Annotated in this window: 16 protein-coding genes; 6 read left to right on the top strand and 10 right to left on the bottom strand. The window is 72.6% G+C overall.

What is annotated here, in order from left to right; genetic code table 11:
* Nucleotides 1-30 precede the first annotated feature (30 nt).
* Nucleotides 31-1,122, bottom strand: coding sequence for a hypothetical protein (locus tag BQ6202_RS10830; RefSeq protein ID WP_072314461.1), 1,092 nt, complete (start codon nt 1,120-1,122; stop codon nt 31-33).
* A 288-nt stretch (nt 1,123-1,410) separates the two neighbouring features.
* Between BQ6202_RS10830 and BQ6202_RS10825 the strand changes: the two genes are divergently transcribed.
* Both BQ6202_RS10825 and BQ6202_RS10820 read left to right on the top strand, forming a co-directional pair.
* Nucleotides 1,411-2,058, top strand: a complete 648-nt coding sequence (locus BQ6202_RS10825; protein WP_083587207.1) for a GNAT family N-acetyltransferase — start codon at nt 1,411-1,413, stop codon at nt 2,056-2,058.
* A gap of 9 nt (nt 2,059-2,067) precedes the next feature.
* On the top strand, nt 2,068-2,358 hold the full coding sequence (locus BQ6202_RS10820) for a chorismate mutase (RefSeq protein ID WP_072314460.1): 291 nt from the start codon (nt 2,068-2,070) through the stop codon (nt 2,356-2,358).
* Nucleotides 2,359-2,386: 28 nt separating this feature from the next.
* Here the strand turns inward: BQ6202_RS10820 and BQ6202_RS10815 are convergent, their stop codons facing one another.
* The 4 genes from BQ6202_RS10815 to purL all read right to left on the bottom strand — a co-directional run bounded on the left by BQ6202_RS10815 (nt 2,387) and on the right by purL (nt 6,310).
* Nucleotides 2,387-2,974: an NINE protein gene (locus BQ6202_RS10815; RefSeq protein ID WP_072314459.1), complete on the bottom strand. Its 588-nt coding sequence runs from the start codon at nt 2,972-2,974 to the stop codon at nt 2,387-2,389.
* Nucleotides 2,975-3,014: 40 nt separating this feature from the next.
* On the bottom strand, nt 3,015-3,476 hold the full coding sequence (locus tag BQ6202_RS10810) for an SRPBCC family protein (RefSeq protein WP_072314458.1): 462 nt from the start codon (nt 3,474-3,476) through the stop codon (nt 3,015-3,017).
* Nucleotides 3,473-3,901 carry a DUF1761 domain-containing protein gene (locus tag BQ6202_RS10805; protein WP_072314457.1) on the bottom strand — a complete coding sequence of 143 codons (429 nt, stop codon included), beginning with the start codon at nt 3,899-3,901 and terminating at the stop codon, nt 3,473-3,475. The genes BQ6202_RS10810 and BQ6202_RS10805 overlap by 4 nt, the downstream gene beginning before the upstream one ends.
* A 120-nt stretch (nt 3,902-4,021) precedes the next feature.
* Nucleotides 4,022-6,310 carry a phosphoribosylformylglycinamidine synthase subunit PurL gene (purL, locus tag BQ6202_RS10800; RefSeq protein ID WP_072314456.1) on the bottom strand — a complete coding sequence of 763 codons (2,289 nt, stop codon included), beginning with the start codon at nt 6,308-6,310 and terminating at the stop codon, nt 4,022-4,024.
* 206 nt (nt 6,311-6,516) lie between these two features.
* On the opposite strand from purL, the gene BQ6202_RS10795 reads away from it, so the two are divergent.
* Nucleotides 6,517-8,559, top strand: a complete 2,043-nt coding sequence (locus BQ6202_RS10795) for an Ig-like domain-containing protein (RefSeq protein WP_072314455.1) — start codon at nt 6,517-6,519, stop codon at nt 8,557-8,559.
* Between the two features lie 77 nt (nt 8,560-8,636).
* On the opposite strand, the gene BQ6202_RS10790 is transcribed toward BQ6202_RS10795, so the two are convergent.
* From BQ6202_RS10790 to purS, 3 genes are read right to left on the bottom strand one after another with little or no spacing between them, the layout of a single operon-like run.
* Nucleotides 8,637-9,131 (bottom strand): DUF3817 domain-containing protein, encoded by a 495-nt coding sequence (locus BQ6202_RS10790; protein ID WP_072314454.1) that lies wholly within the window; start codon nt 9,129-9,131, stop codon nt 8,637-8,639.
* Nucleotides 9,128-9,817, bottom strand: coding sequence for a phosphoribosylformylglycinamidine synthase subunit PurQ (gene purQ, locus BQ6202_RS10785; protein WP_072314453.1), 690 nt, complete (start codon nt 9,815-9,817; stop codon nt 9,128-9,130). The genes BQ6202_RS10790 and purQ overlap by 4 nt, the downstream gene beginning before the upstream one ends.
* On the bottom strand, nt 9,814-10,074 hold the full coding sequence (gene purS, locus BQ6202_RS10780; RefSeq protein ID WP_072314452.1) for a phosphoribosylformylglycinamidine synthase subunit PurS: 261 nt from the start codon (nt 10,072-10,074) through the stop codon (nt 9,814-9,816). The genes purQ and purS overlap by 4 nt, the downstream gene beginning before the upstream one ends.
* A gap of 136 nt (nt 10,075-10,210) precedes the next feature.
* Between purS and ypfJ the strand changes: the two genes are divergently transcribed.
* Nucleotides 10,211-11,113, top strand: a complete 903-nt coding sequence (ypfJ, locus tag BQ6202_RS10775) for a KPN_02809 family neutral zinc metallopeptidase (RefSeq protein WP_072314451.1) — start codon at nt 10,211-10,213, stop codon at nt 11,111-11,113.
* Between the two features lie 96 nt (nt 11,114-11,209).
* Here the strand turns inward: ypfJ and BQ6202_RS10770 are convergent, their stop codons facing one another.
* Together BQ6202_RS10770 and purD are read right to left on the bottom strand one after the other, a co-directional pair.
* The gene (locus BQ6202_RS10770; protein WP_072314450.1) at nt 11,210-12,088 is read right to left on the bottom strand and encodes a phosphoribosylaminoimidazolesuccinocarboxamide synthase; all 879 of its coding nucleotides are present in this window, start codon (nt 12,086-12,088) and stop codon (nt 11,210-11,212) included.
* The gene (gene purD / locus BQ6202_RS10765) at nt 12,085-13,344 is read right to left on the bottom strand and encodes a phosphoribosylamine--glycine ligase (RefSeq protein ID WP_072314449.1); all 1,260 of its coding nucleotides are present in this window, start codon (nt 13,342-13,344) and stop codon (nt 12,085-12,087) included. The genes BQ6202_RS10770 and purD overlap by 4 nt, the downstream gene beginning before the upstream one ends.
* An 85-nt stretch (nt 13,345-13,429) precedes the next feature.
* Between purD and BQ6202_RS10760 the strand changes: the two genes are divergently transcribed.
* Nucleotides 13,430-13,798, top strand: a complete 369-nt coding sequence (locus BQ6202_RS10760) for a sterol carrier family protein (protein WP_072314448.1) — start codon at nt 13,430-13,432, stop codon at nt 13,796-13,798.
* Nucleotides 13,799-13,914: 116 nt separating this feature from the next.
* Nucleotides 13,915-14,751: a MurR/RpiR family transcriptional regulator gene (locus BQ6202_RS10755; protein ID WP_072314447.1), complete on the top strand. Its 837-nt coding sequence runs from the start codon at nt 13,915-13,917 to the stop codon at nt 14,749-14,751.
* Nucleotides 14,752-14,842: the final 91 nt, after the last annotated feature.

Raw genomic sequence — 14,842 nt, 5'->3', positions numbered from 1 at the left:
GCGGCCACCGCGGCGCTCCTCGTCCACGGCTCAGTCCCACAGACGGGTCGCGATCTGCGAGACGGCGGGCATCACGTCGACGTCGAGGTGCGTGAAGAAGCTGAGCCAGGTGTCGTCGTGGAACACCTGCACGGTCTGCGTCGTCATGCCGCGCAGCTCGCTCACGTATGCGATCACGGGTTCGGATGCGCTGCCGGCGACCGGGACGGCCGCATAGCCCAGCGCGACGTCGTCAGCAGCGGCACGCTCGAGCACGGCGATGTCGGACGCGTCGAGACCCGTGTGCACCTGGATCACCACCATCCGGTCGCGGCTCCCGGGCGGAGCGAAGAGGCAGGTGACGAGCCAGTGGTCTGCCGCGACGGCTTGCGCCTCCACTGCCGAATGCGGGACGTAGCCCGGATCCGTGGTGCTCAAGACGAGCCCGCGAGCCGCGTGCTCGTCGATCGTCGCCTGCGGCACCAGGGTCTCGCAGCTGGTGACAGGTCCCGCGCTCGGAGGCAGGACGGCGGGAAGCGCCCAGATCTTCGCGGCGATCTCTCTGGCGACCTGCTCCGACTCGCGTCCGTTGCCCTCCACGCGCAGCCACCGCGTGTCGCCGGTCACCCATGCCTCGCGGTGGGAGGTGTTGGGATCGGCGTCGATGTCCCATCGCATGGTCACCGTGGGGGAGAGCGGCTCGACGGTCCACCGCTCTGCGATCTCGTGCAGGCGCACCGTCTCGGCCTGGTCGAGCTCGGCGTAGAGCTCGATCACCGTGACGCCGTCGCTCGCGGTCGGCGCGGTGAGCACGCAGGTCGTGACGAGGCGCTGCTCGGCGATCGTCGACGCCTCGTCGGTCAGACGCGGAGAGGGGCCGTCGTACCAGGAGTCGTCGAGCAGCGGGGGGTTCAGCTCGATGCCCTGCGCGGTGAACGACTCCAGCGTCTCCGCCGGCAGCAGGGCAGCGCATCCGGGGGGCTCGGACGGCGCGGCCGACGGGGCAGCTGACCGGGAGCTCTCGAGGGGTGCGGCGTCGGTCGCCGATGGCCCGGTCACCTCGGCACTCGTCGAGCAGGCGCTCAGCGCGAGAGCGAGGAGCGCTGCGGTCGCGATGCGGCGTCCGAGACGTCCGCCCGCCATGCTCGATCGACGCGCTGGGGTTGACGCAGTGCTCAGCGACACAGGCTCGGTTCCTCTCACGTGCCCGGATCGCCGTTCCTGCGGCGATGCACCGCAGCCTTGAGCAGCTGGGGCGCGTCGTGCCGACGCGCACCGGGTTGCTGGAAGCATCGCGCCGTCGGATGCAGGAGTCAAAGTCGATCGTGCCCCGGTCACGATTCGCAGAACGAATGACGGAGACGGGCGGCATCGACGAGCCCCGGTGGTCGACCGCGAGTCTCGTCGCCGCGGCCGGGTCGACGCGGCAGGATGGCTGCCGTGGTGACGCGCGACCGACCCGAGGTGCTCGACGCGCCCGTGCTCGCGCATCCGCTCGTGACCCTCGAGCCGCTCGCGCACGCGCACGCCGACGACCTCGTGCTGGCCGCCGGCGGAGGCGATCTCTGGCAGCGCGCCCGATTCACGAGCGTGCCAGCGCCCGACCGCGAGGCGATGCTCGCCGAGATCGACCGGCGGCTGGGCCTCCACGCCGCCGGTTCGATGGTGCCGTGGGCGGTCGTCGTGGACGGGCGCGCGGTCGGCATGACGACCTTCATGCACATCGACGCCGCGACGCCGCGGCTCGAGATCGGCTCGACATGGCTCGCGGTCGCGCAGCAGGGCACGGGCGTCAACGCCGCGATGAAGCTGCTGCTGCTCGAGCGTGCCTTCGACAGGCTCGGATGCGTCGCGGTCGAGCTGCGGACGCACGTCCGCAACGTGCAGTCGCGAGCGGCGATCGAGCGGCTGGGGGCTCACCAGGATGGGATCCTGCGCAGCCACGTGCTGCACCGCGGGGTGCTGCGCGACACCGTCGTCTCCTCGATCGTCGCGGCCGAGTGGCCCGCGGTGCGAGCGGGGCTCGTGGCGCGGCTGGATGCGCGGGCGCAGGCGCGGCCGGCATCCGGCGAGAATTAGGCTGGGGTCATGAGCACGCCCGAGGAGCAGCTGCAGCGCTACCGGCGCTCCATCGACAACGTCGACGCCGTCCTGATCCACACGCTCGCCGAGCGCTTCAAGCTCACGCAGTCGGTGGGCGAGCTGAAGGCCGAGCACGGCATGCCGCCGAGCGACCCGGGCCGCGAGCAGCGGCAGATCGCCCGTCTGCGGCGCCTCGCCGAGGATGCCGAGCTCGATCCCGAGTTCGCCGAGAAGTTCATCACCTTCGTGATCGCGGAGGTCATCCACCACCACGAGCGGATCGCGGGCAGCGAGTAGCCGCAGCGCTCAGCGCCGTGGCGAGCGCTCAGCGCTGATCCGGTCCGCGACGCTCGACGTCGCGAACCATGCCCGCCGTGCCGAACAGGTCGGCGATCCACCACACGATCGCGGCGGCCGGCACGGCGAGCGCGAGCAGCAGCGGCTCGGGGGTGCCCTGCAGCACGACGATCGTGGCGGCGGCGGCGAACGAGAGCAGCATCTGCGCCGTCGCCGAGCGCACGCGGCCGAGGTAGAAGCGGTGGCCGCCGAGCAGCCCGAGCGTGAGCAGCAGGGCGTAGGCGATGCGCATGCGGCGCGACGGTGCGGCGGGACGCGGCGTGGGCGCGGCGGCGCTGCTCGGCTCGCCCGCGCCGTTGCCGAGGAAGGCGCGCGACACCTGCCGAGGGCCCTCGCGGTCGTCGCGGCCCGCCGCCCGCTGCGCACGGCCTGCGGCGGTCGGGTCGAAGGTCAGCGAGGGGTCGAGCCGCGCGAGCGCTGCCCGCGACTCGGGCGTGGAGCCGACACCCGGCGCATCCCACGGCGCGTACGCGCCCCAGCGCTGGCCGTCCCACCAGCGGCGCCTGCCGTCGGGGTCGTCGCGCCAGCCGGGCGCGGTGGGCTGCTGGTCGGTCACGCCCTCAACTCTACGAGCGCCGGGGGACGGATGCGCGCGCTCAGGCGCGCTCGGCGGCCGCGGCGATGTCGTCGAGATCCTGCTGCATCATCGTGCGCGTCATCCGCATGCCGATGCCCGCGGTCAGCTTCGCCACCGCCCGCTGCAGCCACGAGGGCGAGACGAGGTCGCCGCTGAAGCGCATGCGCAGCAGCGTGCCGTCGCCGTCGGGCTCGAGCGTGAACTCGCTGCGATAGCGCATGCCGTGCGCTTCGGCGGCGATCATCGTCGACCGACCCTCGTCGATGCCGACGACCTCCATCTCCTCGGTCGCCTCGCGGCCCATCGCCCTCCGTGTCTCCCGCCAGCGCGTGCCGATCGAGTAGCCGATGCCGGCGAGGCGCTCGATGCGCGTCACGCCAGACAGCAGCGCCTCACTGCCCTCCAGATCCGTGAGCACGCGCCACACCGCATCCGCCGACGCGTCGACCCGGCGCTCGAGCGTGAGCACGAGGTCGCTCATGCGGGCGGCCAGACGCCGATGATGAGCGCCATCGCGGTGATGATGAGCAGCTCGTTGAAGCCCGTGTGCGGTGTGACGCGGAACCCGCGCGGGTCGAACGCGTCGTGCACGATCACGCGCGAGAGCGTGAAGCCGACGAAGAGGATCCAGCCGGTGATGAGGGTGTTGAGCAGGAAGCTGCCGCCGTAGAACTCCTGCGAGATCCACGCGGCGCCGGCCAGCACCCACGCGGTGACGAACGCGCAGACGATGATCAGCGGGTAGACCCAGGGCTTCGGGCCGCGGCTGACCGACTCGGTCGTGTGGCCGATGGCGCGCATCCACGCGGCGCCGAGCACCTTCGGGTGGTAGTAGACGAAGCCGATCACCATCGCGGCGAGCGTCGCGAGCAGCACGGCCCAGAGATTGATCGCAGGGACATCCATGCCTGAAGCATAGGCTCGCGCCGCCCGTTCTCAACCGGCCCCTCGGTCAGCCGAGCCGCGTGGGCGGTCGGGCGACCGCGAGGCCGGTTGAGCGTCGAGCGCATCGACGCGGGGGCGGGGTCAGGCGAAGCGCGAGCGGAGCGTCGCGCGGTTCGATGCGCGCAGCTCGTCGAGCGCCAGCGTCGTGACGTCCTGGACCTCGATCGTGCCCGTCGTCGCGTCGGTCACGCCGATGCGCAGCACGGGCACGCCGCGCGCCTCGCACATGCCGGTGAACTTCACCTCGTCCTCGCGCGCGACCGCGACGAGCGCGCGCGCCCCGGACTCGGAGAACAGCGCCGCCGTCTCATCGATGCCGTCGCGCTCGAGCAGGCCGGAGAGCCACAGGCGCGCGCCGATGCCGAAGCGCAGCGAGCCCTCGACGACGGCCATCGCGAGGCCGCCCTCGGAGAGGTCGTGGGCAGCGGTCGCGAGGCCCTCGAAGGCGATGCCGTGCATGAGACCCGCGAGCCGCTTCTCGGCCGCGAGGTCGACGAGCGGCGGGCGGCCGCCGAGGTGGTCGTGGATCGCGCCGGCCCACGCCGAGCCGTCGAGCTCGTCGCGCGTGGTGCCGAGCAGGAACAGCGCCTGGCCGTCGTCCTGCCAGCCCGAGGGCAGGCGGCGGTCGACGTCGTCGATGATGCCGAGCACGCCGACGACGGGGGTCGGGTGGATCTGCGTCTCGCCCGTCTGGTTGTAGAACGAGACGTTGCCGCCCGTGACGGGGATGCCGAGCTCTGCGCAGCCGTCGGCGATGCCGTCGACGGCCTCCGAGAACTGCCACATTACGGCGGGGATCTCGGGGTTGCCGAAGTTCAGGCAGTCGCTGACGCCGACGGGCGTCGCGCCCGACACGGCCACGTTGCGGTACGACTCGGCGAGCGCCGCCTTCGCACCCTCGCGCGGGTCGAGCTGGCAGTAGCGCCCGTTCGCGTCGACCGAGACGGCGAAGCCGAGGCCCGACTCCTCGTCGATGCGCACCATACCCGCGTCGTCGGGCATCGAGAGCGCCGTGTTGCCGAGCACGTAGTCGTCGTACTGCTCGGTGATCCAGGATGCGTCGGCGAGGTTGGGGCTGCCGACGAGCGCGCGCAGCTGGTCGCCGAGCGCGGCGCCGGTGACGCGGGGGAGCGCCGTGGCGGTGTCGGCCTGCAGCGCGTCCTGCCACATCGGGCGCTCGAGCGGCCGCTCGTAGACGGGGGAGTCGATCGCGACCGTCTTCGGGTCGACGTCGACGATGGTCTCGCCCGAGTGCGTGATGACGAGGCGCCCGTCGCCGGTGACCTCGCCGAGCACGCTCGTCTCGACATCCCACTTCTCGGTGATCGCCAGGAACTCGTCGAGCTTCTCCGGCGTCACGACGGCCATCATGCGCTCCTGCGACTCCGACATGAGGATCTCCTCGGCCGTGAGCGTCGGGTCGCGCAGCAGCACGTGGTCGAGCTCGACCTGCATGCCAGAGCCGCCGTTGGCCGCGAGCTCGCTCGTCGCGCACGAGATGCCGGCAGCGCCGAGATCCTGGATGCCCTCGACGACGCCGGCGGCGTAGAGTTCGAGGCAGCACTCGATGAGCACCTTCTCGGCGAAGGGGTCGCCGACCTGCACGGCGGGGCGCTTCGCGGGACCCTCGTCATCGAACGACTCGGAGGCGAGGATCGACGCGCCGCCGATGCCGTCGCCGCCGGTGCGGGCGCCGAAGAGCACGACCTTGTTGCCGACGCCCGTGGCGTTCGCGAGGTGCAGATCCTCGTGGCGCAGCACGCCGACGGCGAGCGCGTTGACGAGCGGGTTGCCCTGGTAGACCGCGTCGAAGACGGTCTCACCACCGATGTTCGGCAGGCCGAGGCAGTTGCCGTAGAACGAGATGCCGCCCACGACGCCGTGCACGACGCGCGCGGTGTCGGGGTGGTCGATGTCGCCGAAGCGCAGCGCGTCCATCACCGCGACCGGGCGCGCGCCCATCGAGATGATGTCGCGCACGATGCCGCCGACGCCGGTCGCCGCACCCTGGAAGGGCTCCACGAAGGAGGGGTGGTTGTGCGACTCGATCTTGAAGGTCACGGCCCAGCCCTCGCCGGCGTCGATGACGCCCGCGTTCTGACCCATGCCCACCATCAGGCGCTCCTGCATCTCGGGCGTGACCTTCTCGCCGAACCGCCGCAGGTGCAGCTTGGAGGACTTGTAGGAGCAGTGCTCGCTCCACATCACCGAGTACATCGCGAGCTCGGCGCTCGTCGGCCGACGGCCGAGGATCTCGCGGATCCGCTCGTACTCGTCGGTCTTCAGCCCGAGCGCGGCATAGGGCTGCTCCCGCTCCGGGCTGGCGGCGGCGACCTCGACGGTGTCGCGGGGCGTGGGGGTTGCGGTCACGACTCTCCTCAGAGCTCTGCTCGATGCCCTCGATCCTACCGAGGCGGCGGATGCGCCGGTCACCCGGGCAGGGCGCCTCGGACCGCCAGCACACGGGCAGGCGACCGACACGTCGGGTTCACGCCCCGTTCACCGGTGCGCGGTTCGGTGGCAGAGGGCGCGGCTCTGCGCCCGCGACGTCCCCGAGCACCACCTCAGGAGAGACCATGACCTTCCGACCTGCCCGCGCCATCCCGGCGGGCATCACCGCAGTCGCGCTCGCCGCGACGCTGTCCGTCGCCACGGCACTGCCGGCGAGCGCCGCCGAGTCGACGGCCGCCGTCGACGACACGGCGACCGTCGACGCCAACCACTCGATCACGGTCGACGTGCTCGCCAACGACACCGCTCCCGCCGGCACGGTCGTCGAGCTGCTCGACGCCAACGGTCGCGCGACGAGCGCGTTCGACAACCTCTACGGCTCGTGGTCGACCGACGGCGCCACCGTCACGCACACGCCGCCGGACGGCCGCGCCGGCCCCCGCACGATCAGCTACCGCATCACCGACCCCGACGGCGACACCGCGACCGCGACGCTGCGCGTGCAGGTCAGCACCATCAACGCACCGCTCGCGTTCCAGGACTTCGCCACGGTCGATCTCGACCAGCCCATCACGGTCGACGTGCTCGCCAACGACCTCTCCGGCTCCTCCCGCACCACCGGCGAGCGGTTCCCGCTGCAGCCCGGGACGCTGCGCATCCTCGACGCCGCGGGCACGCCGCAGACCGAGGTCGTCAACGAGATGGGCGCCTTCGCGGTCGTCGACGGGCAGATCTCCTTCCAGCCGACAGCCGGCTCCTGGGGCAACGGCCCGATCCGCTACGTCGTGCAGGACTCGGTGCGGCAGTCGACCCGTGCCACCGCGCTCAACCTCGTCGTCTCGCCCACGCCCGACGCGGTCGACGACGCGGCGACCACCGAGCCCGGCTCCGCGGTGACGATCGACGTGCTCGCGAACGACGCCACCCCCGCGGGCACCAGCTTCTCCACCTGGGGCTTCACCGTGACGCCCGGCATCCGCGTCGCGACCGTCGAGCAGCCCGGCGTCGGCGTCTGGACGCGCGATGCGGAGGGCCGCGCCGTCTTCACGCCCGCAGCCGGCTTCACCGGCACCGCGACGGTCGACTACCTCTCCATCAACTCCCGGTACGCCAGCGACACCGCGACCATCACGGTCACGGTCGAGGCGCCCGCCGTCGCACCGACGCTGACGGCCGACACGGCAGAGACGCCCTACTTCACCGACACGACGGTCGACGTCCTCGCGAACGACGTGGCCGCATCCGGCACCGAGCTCGACGCGGCATCGCTGCGACTCGTGGATGCCTCCGGCGCGCTCGTCACGGAGCTCGCGTCCGAGCGCGGCACGTGGACCGTCGTCGACGGCCAGCTGGCCTTCGCGCCGGAGGAGGGCGCGTACGGCACCGATCTGGTGACGTACTCGGTGGCGACGACCGCGGGCGCCGCGGCGACCTCGACCGCCTCGATCCGCGTGCAGACGCCGCGCGTCCTCTCGCGCGGCGAGCTCATCGACCACGAGTTCAGCAGCCAGTCGCCGAGCGTGCGCATCGATGTGCTCGCGAACGACAGCACCGAGGGCAACTCGGTCATCGTGCCGTCGACGCTCGCGATCTCGGACCACAACGGGCAGCCGGTGGCCGAGCGCACGACCGCCGAGGGCACGTGGCGCGTCGTCGACCAGCAGGTGGAGTTCACCCCCGCGCCGGGCTTCGAGGGCATGGCCTCGGTCTACTACCGGTTCGAGAACAACGTCGGCTTCAACGGCGCAGCGGTCGTCGCGGTGAACGTGACGCGCGCCGTCGAGGTCTCGGTCGACGCGCAGGACGACGCGGTCGAGATCCCGCGCAAGGGCCAGGTGACGATCGACGTGCTCGCGAACGACCGCGTCGAGGGCGGCGAGCTCGACGCGAGCACGCTGCGCATCGTCGGCGAGGGCGGCGAGCTCGTCGAGCGGCTGACGACCCGCGCCGGCACCTGGACCGTCGTCGACGGCCGCATCCACTTCGACGCCCACTCGCGCCAGAAGGGCGAGACGTCGATCCAGTACGTGATCGGCTCGGGCGACGTCAGCGACACCGCGACGGTGACGGTGGACGTCGACCAGCACCACCACGGCAACGCCGGCAGCAGCGTCGTCAAGGCCGTCGTGGCCGTCTTCCACTGGCTGCTCGGCTGGCTGCTCCGCTGACCGGCTGAGGGGCTGCAGCGATGACGGGGAGGGGCGCATCGCCCCTCCCCGTCACTGCGTCACGACGTCGTCGCTGCTCAGTCGAACCACTCGGAGGGCGGACCCGCGTTCAGCAGCACGACGAAGGCGATCGCGACGAGCGCGAGGACGACGACCGCGGCGAGCACCGCGTGGGTGATGCCCCACCGGAACGCCCGGTCGATCCAGCGCGCGTCGCGCGGGTCGTCGCTCGCCTGGGTGCGCCAGCCGCCCTCGAGCAGCCCGCGCCGGGCGAGGCCGCGCTCCCAGGGGATGGTGGCGTAGGGGATGACGGCGGTCAGGATGCCGACGAGCACCGTGCCGACGCGCCAGCGCTGGTTCTGGCCGACCACGAGCTGCATCGCGGCGTAGGAGAGGAACACGAAGCCGTGGATCGGCCCGGCGACGGGGACGAGCGCATCGAGGTCGAAGGCGTACTTCGCGACCATCGCGACGATCAGCAGCGTCCAGGTGATCGCCTCGGCGATCGCGAGCAGGCGGTAGAGGCGCTTCGGGGTGAGGCCTGTGCGGCTCGTCGTCGCGGCGCTCGTCATGCCGCGACGGACTCCAGCGCCGACTTGAAGATCTCGAGCCCGTCGAGCCCGGCCTTCATGCGCGTCGTCGTGGGACCGAAGCCCAGCTCGACCGCGTGCTCGGGGTGCGGCATGAGGCCCACCACGTTGCCCTTCGCGTTCGAGAGCCCGGCGATCGCGTCGATCGACCCGTTGGGGTCGTCGCCGAGGTAGCGGAAGGTCACGAGCCCCTCGCCCTCGATGCGCCGGACCTCCTCGGGCGTCGCCACGAAGCGGCCCTCGCCGTTCTTCAGCGGGATGACGATCTCCTGCCCGTCCTCGAAGCGGTTCGTCCACGCTGTCGAGGTGCGCTCGACGCGCAGGCGCTGGTCGCGGCGCACGAAGACCCCGGTCGCGTTCCGCACGAGGCCACCGGGCAGCAGGTGCGCCTCGGCGAGCATCTGGAAGCCGTTGCAGATGCCGAGCACCGGCATCCCCCTGCTCGCCGCATCCACGACCTCGGTCATGATCGGCGAGAGCGCCGCGATCGCGCCGCAGCGCAGGTAGTCGCCGTAGGAGAAGCCGCCCGGCAGCACGAGCGCGTCGACGCCGTGCAGGTCGTGCTCGCCGTGCCACAGCGCCACCGGCTCGTGGCCAGCGAGCCGCACGGCCCGCTGCGCATCCCGGTCGTCGAGCGTGCCGGGGAAGGTGATGACGCCGACCTTCACTTGGCGGCCTCCTCGACGACGCTCACGCCCACGACGTCCTCGATGACGGTGTTCGCGAGCACCTCGGAGGCGACCTGCTGCACCTGCTCGAGCAGCGCATCCGTCACCTCGCCCTCGATGCGCAGCTCGAACCGCTTGCCGACGCGCACGTCGCCGACGGCCTCGTGGCCGAGGCGGGCGAGGGCGCGGGTCACGGCCTTGCCCTGCGGGTCGAGGATCTCGGCCTTGGGCATGACGTCGACGACGATGAGGGCCATGGGTCGCTCCCTGGAGGTTGGGGGTGGCGGGGGTGCACCACCAGTCTACGGAGGACAGCAGACGAGCGGATGCCCGGGCCCGGCCGCGCGGGAGGGCGGCGGCACCGCGCGGAGGCGAGCGGGCTATTGTTCACCCATGACCTTCAGGGGCGACGCGAACTTCGACACCACGACGGTGAGCCGCGGCGGCGGCGGCCGCGGCCCGGGCGGCGGGGCGATCGCCGTCGGCGGCGGCGGCATCGTCACCGTGATCCTCGTGATCATCTCGATGGTGTTCGGCGTCGACCTCACGGGGCTCGCCCCGAGCGACCCCATCAGCCCGCAGTCGCAGCAGCAGGGCACCGAGGAGGTCACCGGCTGCACGGGTGAGGATGCCAACGACCCGGCCAACGTCACGTGCCGCATGGAAGGCGGCGCCGACTCCATGTCGCGCTTCTGGACCACCACGATGGAGGCGAACGGCATCGAGTACGCCGACCCCTCGGTGCAGCTGTTCGACCGTCAGGTGCAGACCGGATGCGGTGGCGCGACGAGCGCCGTCGGCCCCTTCTACTGCCCGCCCGACCAGCGCATCTACATCGACACCACCTTCTTCCAGCAGATGCGCGACCAGTTCGGCGCCGAGGGAGGCTCGCTCGCAGAGCTCTACGTGCTCGCGCACGAGTGGGGCCACCACATCCAGCAGGTGACGGGGCAGCTGGGCCGCGTGCAGCAGGGCGACAGCGGGCCGCAGTCGTCGGGTGTGCGCAGCGAGCTGCAGGCCGACTGCTACGCCGGCGCGTGGATCGCGGCGGCCTCGCAGACCCGCGACGACGACGGCGGCGCGCCGATCCTGGTCGAGCCGACGCCGGAGGAGATCGCGCAGGCGATGGACGCCGCGCAGACCATCGGCGACGACCGGCTGCAGGAGATGGGCGGCGGCGGGGTCAACCCCGAGAGCTGGACGCACGGCTCCAGCGAGCAGCGGATGACGTGGCTCACGAACGGCTACAACGGCGGCGTCGGCGCCTGCGACACCTGGAACGCGCCGGAGGTCTGACCCTTCGACTCGCTCAGCGCCTCCGGCGCGGAGCGGCTCAGGGGACCGGATGGTGCCTGAGCCGGTGCGCGCCGCAGGCGCACACCGTGTCGAAGGCTACGCGGCGGCGCCCGTCAGCCGCCCGATCAGCTCGCGATACCGCGCCGCCGTCCGCTCCACGATCTCCGCCGGCAGCTCCGGCGCATCCCCCGTGCCGTCCCAGCTGGCCGCCAGCCAGTCGCGCACGATCTGCTTGTCGAACGACTCCACGCGGCCCTGCGCGAGCGCCTCGGCGTCCCAGTACCGGGACGAGTCCGAGGTGAGCACCTCATCCGCCAGCAGCAGCTCGCCCGTGGCCCGGTCTCGCCCGAACTCGAACTTCGTGTCGGCGAGCACGATGCCAGCCTCGGCGGCGATCGCCGCCGCGCGCCCGAAGACCGACAGGCTCAGGTCGCGGATCGCCGCTGCGTCCTCGCGCCCGACGAGCTCGACGGTGCGCTCGAAGGAGACGTTCTCGTCGTGCTGCCCCTGCGGCGCCTTCCACGCGGGGGTGTAGATCGGTTCGGGCAGCTCGGCGCCGTCGACGAGGCCAGCGGGCAGCGCCACACCGGAGATCGCGCCGACCTGCTGGTACTCCTTCAGCCCGGAGCCCGTCACGCGGCCCCGCACGACGCACTCGATCGGAAGCATGTCGAGCGTGCGCACGAGCATCGCGCGGTCGCGCACCGCGGTCGGCGTCCGCTCGACCGCGTGCGGCGCGAGCTGCGTCGGCAGGCCGAGGCGCTCCGTCCACCACAGCGTGAGCCTCGTGAGCAGCTCGCCCTTGCCCGGGATCGCCGGCCAGAGCACCTGGTCGAACGCCGAGACCCGGTCGGAGGCGACCATCAGCATCTCGGCCGCCGTCTCGAGGGTCTCGCCCTCCGCGACGTAGAGGTCGCGCACCTTGCCGCTGTAGGCGAGGCTCCATCCTGCGAGCGCAGCGCCTGCGTCGGTCATGCGCCGGCCGCGATGTCGGTGCGCGCCTGCCCGCCCTGCAGCTCGATGCGCGAGAGCGCGTCGTAGGCGCGGTCGCGCGCCTGGGCGAGCGTCGCGCCCGTGCCGACGACGTTCAGCACTCGGCCGCCGGTCGCGGTGAGCCCCTGCTCGCCCTCGCCGGTCGCCGCGTGCAGCACGCGCACGCCCTCGAGCGCTTCCGCGGCCTCGACGCCGGTGATGGCACGGCCCGTCACCGGGTCGCCCGGGTAGCCCTCGCTCGCCAGCACGACCGTCACCGCAGCCGAGTCGCGCCACACCAGTGGCGCGGCGGAGCCGAGCGTGCCCTGCGCGGCCGCGAGCAGCGCATCCGCGAAGCCCGACTCGATGCGCGGCAGCACGACCTGCGTCTCGGGGTCGCCGAAGCGCGCGTTGAACTCGATGACCTTGACGCCCGACCGCGTGACGATGAGGCCGCAGTAGAGCAGCCCGGCGAAGGGTGTGCCCGCCTCGGCCATCGCGCGGATCGTGGGCAGCGCGACCGTGCTCACCACCTCGTCGACGAAGGCCTGCTCGCTGCCGAAGCGCTCGGCGAGCCAGGGGAGCGGCGAGTAGGCCCCCATGCCGCCGGTGTTGGGGCCGGTGTCGCCGTCGCCGAGGCGCTTGTAGTCCTGCGCGGGCGCGAGCGGCATGACGTCGGTGCCGTCGGTGATGACGAAGAGGCTGACCTCTGGCCCGGCGAGGAACTCCTCGACGAGGATCGGGCCGTCGGGCAGGAACTGCTCGGCGTGCGCCTCGGCGGCGGCGCGGTCGTCGGTGACGATGACCCCCTTGCCCGCCGCGAGCCCGTCTGCCTTGAGCACGAAGGGGGGCGCGGATGCGTCGAGCGCGGCTCGCACCTCGTCCAGCGTCGTGGCGGTGGTGTCGAAGCCCGTCGGCACGCCCGCGCGCGCCATGACGTCCTTCGCGAAGGACTTCGAGCCCTCGATGCGGGCGGCCGCCTGCGTCGGGCCGAAGACCGGCACGCCCGCGCGCTGCAGCGCATCCGCGACGCCGGCGACGAGCGGCGCCTCCGGGCCGATCACGACGAGGTCGTAGCCGCCCTCGGTCGCGAGCTCGGTGACGAGCTCGGGCGACTTGATGTCGAGGCGCACGACCTCCACATCGCGCTGGATGCCGGCGTTGCCGGGGGCGGCCGTGATCTCGTGGCCGCCTTCCGCCACGAGCGCCGCGATGATGGCGTGCTCGCGCGCGCCGCTGCCGAGAACCAGGATCCGCACCAGCCCATCCTACGAACGATGCGGCCTCGCCGTGGCCAGCGCGGCGGATGCATCGCCTGAGAAGCGGCCGGGCTAGCCTCGGACGGTGGCCAAGCGCATCCCCGACCTCGACGGCATGGATGCGGTGCGCGCCGCCCTGGCGCCCGGTGCCTCGCGGCCGGAGACGGCCCTCGCGGTGCGCTACACGCTGCAGTGCCTCGCGGAGCGCGCGCCCGGCAAGAGCGTCGAGGTGCGGGTGCCGCCCTTCGGCGCCGTGCAGGCGGTCGAGGGCCCCGGCCACACCCGCGGCACACCGCCGAACGTGATCGAGACCGACGTCGCGACCTGGCTCGCGCTCGCGAGCGGGCGCGAGGGGTGGGCGGATGCGATGGGTCGCGGAGCCGTGCACGCCTCGGGGGTGCGCGCCGACGTCTCGGCGTGGCTGCCCCTCGTGCGGATGCAGCCCGCCGGGTAGTGCAGCAGCGCGGCGTCGGTGCCCGGCGAGGCCGAGCGGCGAACGCGTCGTGAACGGCCAGTGAACATGCACGGCTTGCGCTCACTGCAAATCCGTTTCCGCCTAGCGTCCGAGACGTGCTCATCACCCGCCTCGCCCAGCTGCACGGCGACCGCCTCACCGAGACCGACCGACGCATCGTCTCGGCGATGCGCGAGCGGCCGCACGAGGCGGCCTTCGCGCGCGCTGTCGACCTGACGCAGCCGCTCGGGCTCCACGAGTCGGCGGCGACCCGGCTGGCCCAGCGGCTCGGCTTCGAGGGCTTCCCGCAGCTGCGCGAGGCGCTGCGGGCCGACTACCTCGGCGGTGACGGCCCCTCGCAGCGCGTGCGCAACCGCATCGAGCGCACTGACGCCGCCTCCGACCACCTCACGGCCTTCCTCGCCGAGGAGATCGAGTCGCTGCGCGCGATCAGCATGCACGTGACGCAGGCCGATCTCGACGCGACGGCGCGCGAGCTGCTCGATGCGCGCCGCATCCACATCTACGGGCAGGGCAACGCGGTCGTGCTGGTCGAGCAGATCGCCAGGCGGCTGACGCGCTTCGGCCTCGACGTCGTCATCCTCACCGGCTCGCGCCGTGACATCGCCGAGCGCGCGGCCGTGCTCGCCGCGGACGACCTGCTGCTCGCCCTCGCGTTCCGCCGCGCGCCGGCCATGCTCCTCCCGCTGCTGGCGCTCGCCGCAGACGCAGGCGCCCGCGCCGTGCTGCTGACGGACACGCTCGTGTCGCTCTCGCCGCAGCCGCACCGCACCCTGGCGGCGCCGCGCGGTGCCAGCCACGACTTCCACACCCTCACCGTCCCGATGGCCATCTCGAACGCCCTCGTCCTCGCGATCGCCCGCTTCGCACCCGAGCGCACCTCGCGCTCGCTCGACCGGGTCGAGCTGCTGCTCGAGCGGCTCGACACGTGACTCGCCTCCTCTGCCCCGACCCATCCGCTGACCGACCGCAGCCGGGCCGCGACCGCGCCCGGCGCACCACGCCACGCTCCCTCTCGAAAGG

The organism is Agrococcus sp. Marseille-P2731, from assembly GCF_900117395.1.
GTDB lineage: Bacteria > Actinomycetota > Actinomycetes > Actinomycetales > Microbacteriaceae > Agrococcus.
The sequence above is the reverse complement of the archived record's forward strand: the minus strand, read 5'-3'. Positions and strand labels throughout refer to the sequence as shown.

What these genes read in the sequence shown, in the direction of transcription:
- purS (WP_072314452.1), bottom strand. Translation starts at nt 10,074, where the DNA reads ATGGCCCTCATCGTCGTCGACGTCATGCCCAAGGCCGAGATCCTCGAC.
- BQ6202_RS10830 (WP_072314461.1), bottom strand. Translation starts at nt 1,122, where the DNA reads ATGGCGGGCGGACGTCTCGGACGCCGCATCGCGACCGCAGCGCTCCTC.
- BQ6202_RS10795 (WP_072314455.1), top strand. Translation starts at nt 6,517, where the DNA reads ATGACCTTCCGACCTGCCCGCGCCATCCCGGCGGGCATCACCGCAGTC.
- BQ6202_RS10825 (WP_083587207.1), top strand. Translation starts at nt 1,411, where the DNA reads ATGGCTGCCGTGGTGACGCGCGACCGACCCGAGGTGCTCGACGCGCCC.
- BQ6202_RS10805 (WP_072314457.1), bottom strand. Translation starts at nt 3,901, where the DNA reads ATGGATGTCCCTGCGATCAATCTCTGGGCCGTGCTGCTCGCGACGCTC.
- BQ6202_RS10770 (WP_072314450.1), bottom strand. Translation starts at nt 12,088, where the DNA reads ATGACCGACGCAGGCGCTGCGCTCGCAGGATGGAGCCTCGCCTACAGC.
- BQ6202_RS10820 (WP_072314460.1), top strand. Translation starts at nt 2,068, where the DNA reads ATGAGCACGCCCGAGGAGCAGCTGCAGCGCTACCGGCGCTCCATCGAC.
- BQ6202_RS10790 (WP_072314454.1), bottom strand. Translation starts at nt 9,131, where the DNA reads ATGACGAGCGCCGCGACGACGAGCCGCACAGGCCTCACCCCGAAGCGC.
- ypfJ (WP_072314451.1), top strand. Translation starts at nt 10,211, where the DNA reads ATGACCTTCAGGGGCGACGCGAACTTCGACACCACGACGGTGAGCCGC.
- BQ6202_RS10810 (WP_072314458.1), bottom strand. Translation starts at nt 3,476, where the DNA reads ATGAGCGACCTCGTGCTCACGCTCGAGCGCCGGGTCGACGCGTCGGCG.